General features: G+C 65.2%; 8 protein-coding genes. 2 read left to right on the top strand and 6 right to left on the bottom strand.

What is annotated here, in order from left to right:
* The 5 genes from VJ897_RS07100 to VJ897_RS07080 form a co-directional block, all read right to left on the bottom strand.
* On the bottom strand, positions 1-125 hold a 125-nt coding region (locus tag VJ897_RS07100; RefSeq protein WP_324054566.1), incomplete at its 3' end, for a DeoR family transcriptional regulator.
* Positions 126-253: 128 nt separating this feature from the next.
* The gene (locus tag VJ897_RS07095) at positions 254-1210 is read right to left on the bottom strand and encodes an ABC transporter ATP-binding protein (protein ID WP_324054564.1); all 957 of its coding nucleotides are present in this window, start codon (positions 1208-1210) and stop codon (positions 254-256) included.
* Entirely contained in the window at positions 1207-3090 is a 1884-nt protein-coding gene (locus VJ897_RS07090; protein WP_324054563.1) for a dipeptide/oligopeptide/nickel ABC transporter permease/ATP-binding protein, read from the bottom strand. Before VJ897_RS07090 ends, VJ897_RS07095 begins: the two co-directional genes overlap by 4 nt.
* On the bottom strand, positions 3087-4034 hold the full coding sequence (locus tag VJ897_RS07085) for an ABC transporter permease (protein ID WP_324054562.1): 948 nt from the start codon (positions 4032-4034) through the stop codon (positions 3087-3089). The genes VJ897_RS07090 and VJ897_RS07085 overlap by 4 nt, the downstream gene beginning before the upstream one ends.
* A 68-nt stretch (positions 4035-4102) precedes the next feature.
* Complete coding sequence (locus VJ897_RS07080) at positions 4103-5680, bottom strand: ABC transporter substrate-binding protein (protein ID WP_324054560.1); 1578 nt, start codon at positions 5678-5680, stop codon at positions 4103-4105.
* Between the two features lie 94 nt (positions 5681-5774).
* Between VJ897_RS07080 and VJ897_RS07075 the strand changes: the two genes are divergently transcribed.
* Positions 5775-6491, top strand: coding sequence for a DUF1028 domain-containing protein (locus tag VJ897_RS07075; RefSeq protein WP_324054559.1), 717 nt, complete (start codon positions 5775-5777; stop codon positions 6489-6491).
* A 63-nt stretch (positions 6492-6554) separates the two neighbouring features.
* Here VJ897_RS07075 and VJ897_RS07070 read toward each other — a convergent pair whose 3' ends face one another.
* The gene (locus VJ897_RS07070; protein WP_324054557.1) at positions 6555-7316 is read right to left on the bottom strand and encodes a FadR/GntR family transcriptional regulator; all 762 of its coding nucleotides are present in this window, start codon (positions 7314-7316) and stop codon (positions 6555-6557) included.
* A 91-nt stretch (positions 7317-7407) separates the two neighbouring features.
* Between VJ897_RS07070 and VJ897_RS07065 the strand changes: the two genes are divergently transcribed.
* Entirely contained in the window at positions 7408-8634 is a 1227-nt protein-coding gene (locus VJ897_RS07065; protein ID WP_324054555.1) for a M20 family metallo-hydrolase, read from the top strand.
* The last annotated feature ends 145 nt before the right edge of the window (positions 8635-8779 follow it).

The following is an 8779-nucleotide window of genomic DNA, read 5'->3' as shown; positions in this document are numbered from 1 at the left end:
TCGGTCAGATCGCGGCGGATGGTCTGCAGCGTGACGCCGAAATGCGCCGCCAGCCCTTCGACCGTGACCTTGCCGTCGCGGCGGACCATCTCGAGAATCTCGGGGTGGCGGAGCGTCTGGGACATCTTCGCAGCCTTTCGTCGGCGGTTCGGTATCACGCGGCATTTTCCCGAAATTCGACGGAAACCGACCGGATAGCAACGAAAAAGCGCCTGGATTGTCAGAGCTGGCCTGGGCCCCTCGGGCACCGATTTCAGGTGTCGAGCGGGTGGAAACAGGCGACGTAAGACCCTTCAGCGGTTCGTTCCAACGGTGGTACTGTCCCGCAGCGGGCCGTGGCGCGCGGGCAGCGAGCCTGGAAGGCGCAGCCAACCGGCGGGTTCATCGGGTCGGGCAGTTCCGTTTCGCGGCCCTCGGGGGCCTTGAGCCCGCGCCCGACCACCGGCGCACTGTCGGCCAGCAGCTTGGTATAGGGATGGCGGGGACGGGCAAAGACCTCTTCGGCGCGGCCAACCTCGACCACCGACCCGAAGTAGAGCACCGCGACACGATCGCTGACAGCCTCGACCACGGCCAGGTCATGGCTGATAAACAGGTAGGTCAGGTCGAATTCGTTCTTGAGGTCGCGCAGCAGGTTCAGGACCTGCGCCTGCACCGAGACATCCAGCGCCGAGACCGGTTCATCCAGGATCAGGATGCGCGCATCGGCGGCCAGCGCCCGGGCGATCCCGATCCGTTGCGCCTGACCGCCGGAAAACTCGTGCGGGTAGCGGTCGAGGAATTCCTCGCGCAGGTTCACTGCCGCGAAGATCTCGGCAATGCGCCTGGCCCGGGCGGCGCGGTCCATCCCGTGCAGGTGGCGCAAGGGCGCCTCGATGATCTGGCGAATGGTCTTGCGCGGGTTCAGGCTGCTGACCGGGTCCTGGAAAACATACTGGATGCGCTTGCCAAAGGCGGCAGGATCGGCGGTGTTCAGCGGTTCGCCCTCGATCTCGATCGTGCCGCCGGTGGGTTCCAGCAACCCCACGAGCATCCGGGCGAGTGTCGATTTCCCACACCCTGATTCGCCCACGATGCCCAGCGTTTCGCCTGTCTCCACGTCCAGCGTGATGGGTTGCACCGCGCGGACCTTTGCCTTGGGCGGACGCAGCAGGCGCTTGCCGACCTCGAAGGTCTTGGAAAGCTCGGTCAGTTTCAGCGCGAGCGTCATTGGGCGGCCTCTTTCACCGGTTCGGGGTCGATGCAACGCACGGTTCGGCCCGGCCCGTTGTCCACCAGCTCGATCGCGCCACGGCGGCAGGCGTCCTGCACCTTGTGGCAGCGGTCGGCAAACGCGCAGCCCTCGGGCAGGCAGTCAACAACCGGCGGCAGACCGGGGATCGCCGCCAATTCGCGCCGCCCGGCGCCCAGTTCGGGCACGCAGGCCATCAAGCGCGAGGTATAAGGATGCGATGGCGCGTTCAGGATCGCCTCGGTCGGGCCATCCTCGACGATCCGGCCCGCATACATGACGGCGACCCGGTCACAGAGCTGGGCCACGACGCCGAAGTCATGGGTAATGAAGACGATGGCCAGCCCGCGGTCACGCCGCAGATCATCGAGCAGCGACAGGATTTGCGCCTGCACAGTCACGTCCAGTGCTGTCGTCGGCTCATCGGCGATGATCACGTCCGGGTCGTTTGCCAGGGCCATGGCGATGCCGACACGCTGCCGCATTCCGCCGGACATTTCGTGCGGGTAGCTCTTGATGCGGCTTTCCGCGTTGGGGATGCGCACGGATTTCAGCAGGGCGATGGCATGGGCCCGGGCCTCGGATTTCGACGTGGCGTGATGTGACTGCACCGCTTCGATCAACTGGTCGCCGACGGTATAAAGCGGATGCAGCGTGGCCAGCGGGTCCTGGAAGATGTAGGCGACCCGGTCGCCCCGCATCCGGCGCAGGTGGGCATAGGGAGCGCCGACAAGGTCCTGCCCCTCGAAATGCACGGCCCCGCCGGTGATGACCCCAGGGGGCGAGGCGACCAGTCCCATGACCGACAACGCCGTGACGGACTTGCCCGAGCCGCTTTCGCCGATGATCCCAAGGCATTCACCGGGCCGAACGGCGAGCGTCACGCCGCCCACTGCCTTGTAGTGGCGATTCTTGACATGGAATTCGGTCTTCAGCCCGTCGATGGACAGCAGCGCGCCATCCTCTTGCGGCTGGGGCACCGCGCCCTCGCGATCCACCAGCGTGGTCGGCATGGGCCGGTTCAGTGCGCCGGATTTCAGACGCGGGTCCAGCGCATCACGCACCCCGTCGCCCAGCAGGTTGATGGCCATGACGATGATCAGGATCATCGCACCGGGCACGATCGACGTATGAGGGTTGGTGATCAGGGCCGACCGCGCCTCGCCCAGCATCGAACCGAGGTCTGCCACCGGTGGCTGGCTGCCCAGCCCGAGGAAGCTCAGACCGGCGGTCTCCAGGATCATCCAACCGACGGTGGTGGACATGGCAATGACGATCACCGGAATGACATTGGGCAAGACTTCGGTCGCGATGATGCGCAGGTCGCCCATCCCCGAAAGCCGGGCCGCATCCACGAATTCCTTGTGTGCGATCCCAACTGTCACGCCGCGGATATTGCGGGCGAAGAAGGGAATGTTCACCGCGGCCACCGCGATAAGCGCGTTCAGCAGGCCCGGCCCGAGCGCAGCGACGATGGCCAGCGCCAGCAGGATGTAGGGAAAGGCCATCAGCATATCGACACCGCGCATGATGATGTTGTCCGTGCGCCCGCCGTAGAAACCGGCGATGATGCCGATGGCGGCACCCAGTGTGGCAGCGATCACCGCCGCGGCGACCCCGACTGCAAGGCTCAGACGGGTGCCGTGCAGCAATCGGCTAAGAAGGTCGCGGCCCAGGTGATCCGTGCCCAGCAGCGCGCCCTCGGTCAAGGGCCGCTGGAAGCGGTCACCGGTGTTGGTCACGTTGGGGTCGGCCAAGGGCAGCAGCGGCGTGATCAGCGCCAGAATCACCACCAGAACCATGACCACCAGTCCCGCCAGCGCCAGACGGTTTCGGGCAAGAAGACGCAAGAAGCTCATGTCTTGATCCTCGGGTCCAGAAGGCTTTGCGCCACGTCCACCGCGATGTTGAACATCACGTAGCACGCGGCGACGAAGACCACCCCGCCCTGCACCAGCAGGATGTCACGAGTCAGGATCGCGTCGACCAGCATCCGGCCAACGCCCGGCCATTGAAAGACGATCTCGATATAGACGGCACCAGACAGAACGAACCCGGCCTGGATACCAAGGACCGGGATGATGCTGACCATGGCCGCGCGCAGGGCATGGCGCCAGATCACCCCACGTTCATGCACGCCCTTGGCCCGCGCGGTTCGGATGAAATCCTGGCGCAGAACCTCCAGCATGGCCGAGCGCGACAGCCGCGCGATCACGCCTGTCGCCACGGTGGCCAGCGCCAGTGCGGGCAGGGTCAGGTGGCTTATCAGCGCGGCAAAGTCCCGGTCGCCGTAGATCGGCCACATGCCCGAAACGGGAAACCATTGCAGGTTCACCGCAAAGATCAGGATCATCATCATGCCCAGGAAGAAGGACGGGATCGAGATGCCCAGCAACACCACGAAGGTGATCAGCTTGTCGGCCAGCCCGTATTGACGCGCCGCCGAGACGACCCCCGCCGCCACGCCGAGGAACGAACAGATGACAAAAGAGGTCCCGGCGAGGACCAGCGTGCCGTTGAACCGTTCCAGAACTTCGTCGATCACCGGGCGATTGAGCGAGAAGGAGCGCCCAAAATCGCCCTGCAACATGTTGCCCAGCCAAATGAAATACCGCTGAACCAGCGGCTTGTCGAGGCCAAGGTCCCGGTTCAGTTTCTCGACGTTCTCCGGCGTCGCGTAGGACCCCAGGATCGCCGTTGCCGGGTCGCCGGGGATCATCGCCATGATCAGGAAAACGATGATAGATATACCCAGAAGGACGGGAATGGCCGACAACAGTCTCTTGAGGATGTAACCGGCCATTCACGCTCCCGGGAGGATTCGATGGTGGGGACGGCCCGCCGTGGGGACGGGCCGTTCTTGGTGTCGGATCAGTCCTTGCTCACGTCATCCAGAAGAAGGAAGAACGAGGGTTGCAAGGAAAAGCCTTCTACCCGCTCACTTGTGACAGCGTTCTGCTTCCAGTTGGCGACGAAGACCCAAGGCGCGTCTTCCTGCACGATGGTCTGCATCTCGCGGTACAGCCGCGCGCGTTCCTCCTGGTCGGTCTCGACGCGGGCCGCCTCCAGCAACTCGTCCACTTCGGGGTTGGAATAATAGCCCGAGTTGAAGCCGCCCTGGTCGGGGAACGCCTCTGACCGCAGGGTCAGGAAGGGGAGTGTGTCCGGGTCATTGGTCATCCAGGCCATCTGGGCCATATCGGCCTTGCCCTCCAGCCCCGGGTTCACCTCGCCCAGGAAAGTATTCCACTCGTAGGTCTCGATTGTCACGTCAAAGCCCACGGCCTCCAGATCGGCTTGGATGGCGGTGCCCATGGCGACCGGGTCCAGCATTCCCGAACCGCCCTCGGTGACGTAGAAAGTCAGCTCTGCGCCCTCGGCCCCGGCCTCGGCCAACAGTTCGCGGGCACGGTCGGGATCGTGGGGATAGGGATCAAGGTCGGGGTTGTGTGCCCATGCAAATGCCGGCGGGGTCGGCCCCGAGGCAACCTCGGCGGTGCCTTCGAGAACGTCGTTGACGATGGCCTCCTTGTTGACCGCATAGTTCGCGGCCTGGCGCACGCGCTTGTCGGCAAAGGGGCCCTCCTTGGCGTTCAGGATCAGGAACCAGACGTGCGGCCCGGCCTGTTCATGCACCGTGAAAGCATCGCCCTGGAATTCCGACAGGGCCACCGGGGGCACTTCGACCATCAGGTCGATACCACCCGCCAGCATTTCCGCAGTACGGGTGTTCGCATCGGTGATCGGGCGAAAGACCACGGCCTCCAGCCCCGGTGCACCGTCCCAGTAGTCGGGATTGTCCTCGACCACGACCGCCTCGTTGCTGCGCCATTCGACGAAGGTGAACGGCCCGGTCCCGACAGGGTTGCGGCCGACCTCTTCGCCGTGGGTCTCGACCGAGGCGGGCGAGACGATCAGGCCGGTCGGATAGGCGAGATTCGACAGGAACGGGGCATAGGGCGCGTTCAGGGTAAATTCCACCGTGGTCTCGTCCAGCGCCTCGACGCTTTCGACCGCCGAGAAGAAGAAGGCCAGCGGGAACGGGCCGGTGTCGTGATAGGGGTGATCCTCGTTGAGCATCCGCTCGAAGTTGAAGACCACCGCCTCGGCGTTGAAGGGGGTGCCGTCATGAAAACTCACGCCCTCGCGCAGGTCGAAGGTGTAGACAGTGCCATCGTCGCTGATGGTCCAGTCAGTGGCCAGCGCCGGTTCAACCTCGAGAGTGCCGTCCCTGTAGCGCACCAGTCCATCGAAGACGTTCATCAGGATGCGGAAATCGTTGACGGCCGTCACCGCCGCAGGATCCAGCGCCTTGGGTTCAGCGATCTGGCCGACGATCAGCACGTCCTCTGGGGTCTGGGCCATGGCGGCCGGAACCGCCCCGAGCCCCAGCGCGAGCGCCGCCGTAGACGCCATCAGCGTCCGCCGTGTCAGGTCAGTCAGTGTCATGGGAGCCTCTCTGTTGCTGGTAAATTATCATGATTAATTGCATTGAGACAAATTCTCATGATAAATTCAAGACAAATATTCTGGGGACCACCGTATGACCTTTTCGATTCTGTCCTATGACGAGGAAACAGGCACTTTTGCCGGCGCCGCGGCCACGGGCAGTTTGTGCGTGGGCGGTTGGGTGCTTCGTGGGGACATCGAATCGGGGCTTGTCGCCGCACAGGGCACCGCGCCCAGCACCTTCTGGCGCGACGACGCGCTGCGCAGCATGCACGCGGGTGCGGCAGCGCGTCGGGTCGTGGCCGATCTGACCGGGACCGACCCCGGCAAGGGCCACCGCCAGATGATCGCGCTGGACCGTACGGGCACCTCCGCCGGGCATACCGGCGCGGACAGCATCGCCCATGCCGCCCACGACTGTCGCCGGGGGCTGGCCGTCGCGGGCAACATGCTGACCGGACCCGAGGTTCTGACCGCAATGGTTGCGGCCCATGCCAGTTCAAAGGACAGCGCGTCCGAGCGGATGCTTCAGGTTCTTGAGGCTGCCGCGGCCGCGGGCGGCGACACACGCGGGCTGCAATCGGCGGCGCTTCTGGTGCTGGCTCCGGACCGTCCGCCGTTGGACCTGCGGGTGGATTGCGACCCTGCGCCATTGCGGGCACTGCGCGCGCTCTGCGACCGGGCGCACATGCCGCCCTACCACGACTGGCTGGACGAGGTGCCGGTGCTGGAAGACCGTTCCCGCGCGCCCCGGCTGCGACCCGGAGACTTGCCGGAAGAGGTTGTCGCAACCGGTCGGGGTCGCGGGTGACTCACCGGTCCGATGCCTTTCGGGCGCAGCGGCAACAGGGTGTAGCGGCATCCCGCGTGCCAGTCATTCCGCCATGAACTGCCGTTGGATCTGCGCCTCCTGGGCGACCATCATCTCCTCGGCGCCGGCCATGTGCGACGCCATGACCTGGCGCGCGCCTTCCGCATCGCCATCTCGCAGCGCCACCACGAGATCCAGCTGGTGTTTGCGGCCTCGGGCCCAGAGCGCATGGTTCGGCGGCTCGTAGAGGCGCCGATAGACGGTCATTTCCCGCAGAATGCGGGCCATGAAACCGATGACGAAGCCCAGCAGGCGATTGTCAGCGAATTCCGATAACCGCGAATGAAAGGCCAGCGAGGAAACGTGCTGTTCCTTTTCCTCCTCCGCAGTCCGCGCGGGTTCGGGGTGGCGCTCGGCCAAGGCCTGCAATTCGTCCAGTTGCGCGGGGGTCAGCGTGCCGGCCAGGTTGGCGGCGAGTTCGGGTTCGAGCAGCTTGCGCATCTGGTAGATGTCAGCCAGCGAAAGCTCTTGGAAATAGAAGTAATTGGCCAGGAGCGACCGCGCCCGGTGGGCCGAGACCTCGCCCACGAAACTGCCACCGCCCGGGCCAGTGCGGGTGACGATCAATCCCTGCGCCTCGAGAATACGCATGGCCTCGCGCACGGTGCCCTTGGACACCCCGAATGTCCGGATCATCGCCGCCTCGTTGGGCAGCTTGGCCCCCTTTTTCAGGTCCTGCTCGACCACCCATTGCTTGATCTCGTCGGCCACGCGGACCGGACGGGATCGTCTTTGGCGGTCGACCTCTTTTCTGCTGCCGTCCATCAGGACCTCGGGGTTATTATCATGATAAAAACATAGACAAGGCGTGGCCGTATGTGTAGCCGATAATTTATCATGATAAATGGAGGGTGGCATGGACTGGGGTGCCGAGGCCGAACGCAGGTTGACCGAGATCGCTGCCTGCAGCGAAGCAACCGAGGGGGTGACGCGCCTGCCGTTCACCCCGGAACATGCCGCCGCGAACGACCTGATCCGCGCATGGATGGAACAGGCGGGACTGGCGGTCCATCTGGACGCCGCAGGCACCCTTGTCGGGCGCAAGGCGGGGCCCGAGGGCACGCCGACCCTGCTCATGGGGTCGCACCAGGATTCGGTGCGCAACGGCGGACGGTATGACGGGATCATGGGGGTCGCGCTGGCCTGTCTCGCGGTTGAACGACTGTCGGCCGACCGGGCCGCGCTGCCTTTTGGCATAGAGGTTCTGGCCTTCGCCGATGAAGAGGGGGTGCGGTTTCCCACCGCCCTGATGGGCCCGAGGGCCTTGGCTGGAACGCTCGACCCCGGCGTTTTCGATCTCACTGACCGGGAGGGTATCCGCCTTGGCGCGGCGCTGGACGCCTTCGGCGGCGATGCCGACGCCGCATTGACGCTGGCCCGCGACCCGCGCCGCACGCTGGGCTTTCTCGAGGTCCATATCGAACAGGGCCCCGTCTTGGAGGATGACAACCTGGCGCTGGGCGTGGTCACGGGCATCTGCGGGATCGAACGCAACAGGGTGCGCTTTGCCGGGGAAACAGGCCATGCAGGCACTGTCCCGATGCAGGGCCGCCGAGATGCCCTCGTCGCAGCCAGCCGTTTTGTCGCCGCAGTGCATGACGCCGCCTGTGACCAGTCCGACCTGCGCGCCACGGTCGGGACGCTGGACCTGCATCCTGACGTGGTGAACGCGATCCCCGATCGCGCCGAACTCACCCTTGAAATCCGCGCACCCGAGGACACCGACCGCACGGGTTTCGCCGCCAGGGCGCGGGCCGAGGGCAGTCGCATCGCCGCCGCATCCGGGGTGAGCTTCGAGATGGACCGGACCTACGCCCAGCCTGCCGTTCCCTGCAGCGCGCCCCTGCGCAAGGCGCTGGCCAAAGCCGCGGCGGCCCGTGTCGGGCGCGCCTGTCTGCTGTCATCGGGCGCCACGCATGATACCTCGGCCATGGCCGACCTCTGCCCGGTCGCCATGCTGTTCCTGCGCTGCCGCGAGGGGGCCAGCCATTCGCCGCGCGAATTTGCCCGCGCCGAAGACATGGGCCTCGCCGTCGAGGTCCTGGCAGAGGCGTTGCGCGGGTTGCCCGCGCGTCCCGTCTGATCTCTTTTTCGGGGGACGGAAATTTCTGGATTTCCGTTCCTGGGCGTTTTTTCAGAGGTTTGGGTAGAGCGGGAATGTCTTGCAGAGGGTTTCGACCTCCTGGCGGACGCGGGCTTCGACCTTGGAGTTCGCGTGCTCGCCGTTT

It is taken from the genome of Salibaculum sp. (assembly GCF_035270045.1).
Classification (GTDB): Bacteria; Pseudomonadota; Alphaproteobacteria; order Rhodobacterales; family Rhodobacteraceae; genus Salibaculum.
The sequence above is the reverse complement of the archived record's forward strand: the minus strand, read 5'-3'. Positions and strand labels throughout refer to the sequence as shown.

What these genes read in the sequence shown, in the direction of transcription:
- VJ897_RS07065 (WP_324054555.1), top strand. Translation starts at nt 7,408, where the DNA reads ATGGACTGGGGTGCCGAGGCCGAACGCAGGTTGACCGAGATCGCTGCC.
- VJ897_RS07085 (WP_324054562.1), bottom strand. Translation starts at nt 4,034, where the DNA reads ATGGCCGGTTACATCCTCAAGAGACTGTTGTCGGCCATTCCCGTCCTT.
- VJ897_RS07075 (WP_324054559.1), top strand. Translation starts at nt 5,775, where the DNA reads ATGACCTTTTCGATTCTGTCCTATGACGAGGAAACAGGCACTTTTGCC.
- VJ897_RS07090 (WP_324054563.1), bottom strand. Translation starts at nt 3,090, where the DNA reads ATGAGCTTCTTGCGTCTTCTTGCCCGAAACCGTCTGGCGCTGGCGGGA.
- VJ897_RS07095 (WP_324054564.1), bottom strand. Translation starts at nt 1,210, where the DNA reads ATGACGCTCGCGCTGAAACTGACCGAGCTTTCCAAGACCTTCGAGGTC.
- VJ897_RS07070 (WP_324054557.1), bottom strand. Translation starts at nt 7,316, where the DNA reads ATGGACGGCAGCAGAAAAGAGGTCGACCGCCAAAGACGATCCCGTCCG.
- VJ897_RS07080 (WP_324054560.1), bottom strand. Translation starts at nt 5,680, where the DNA reads ATGACACTGACTGACCTGACACGGCGGACGCTGATGGCGTCTACGGCG.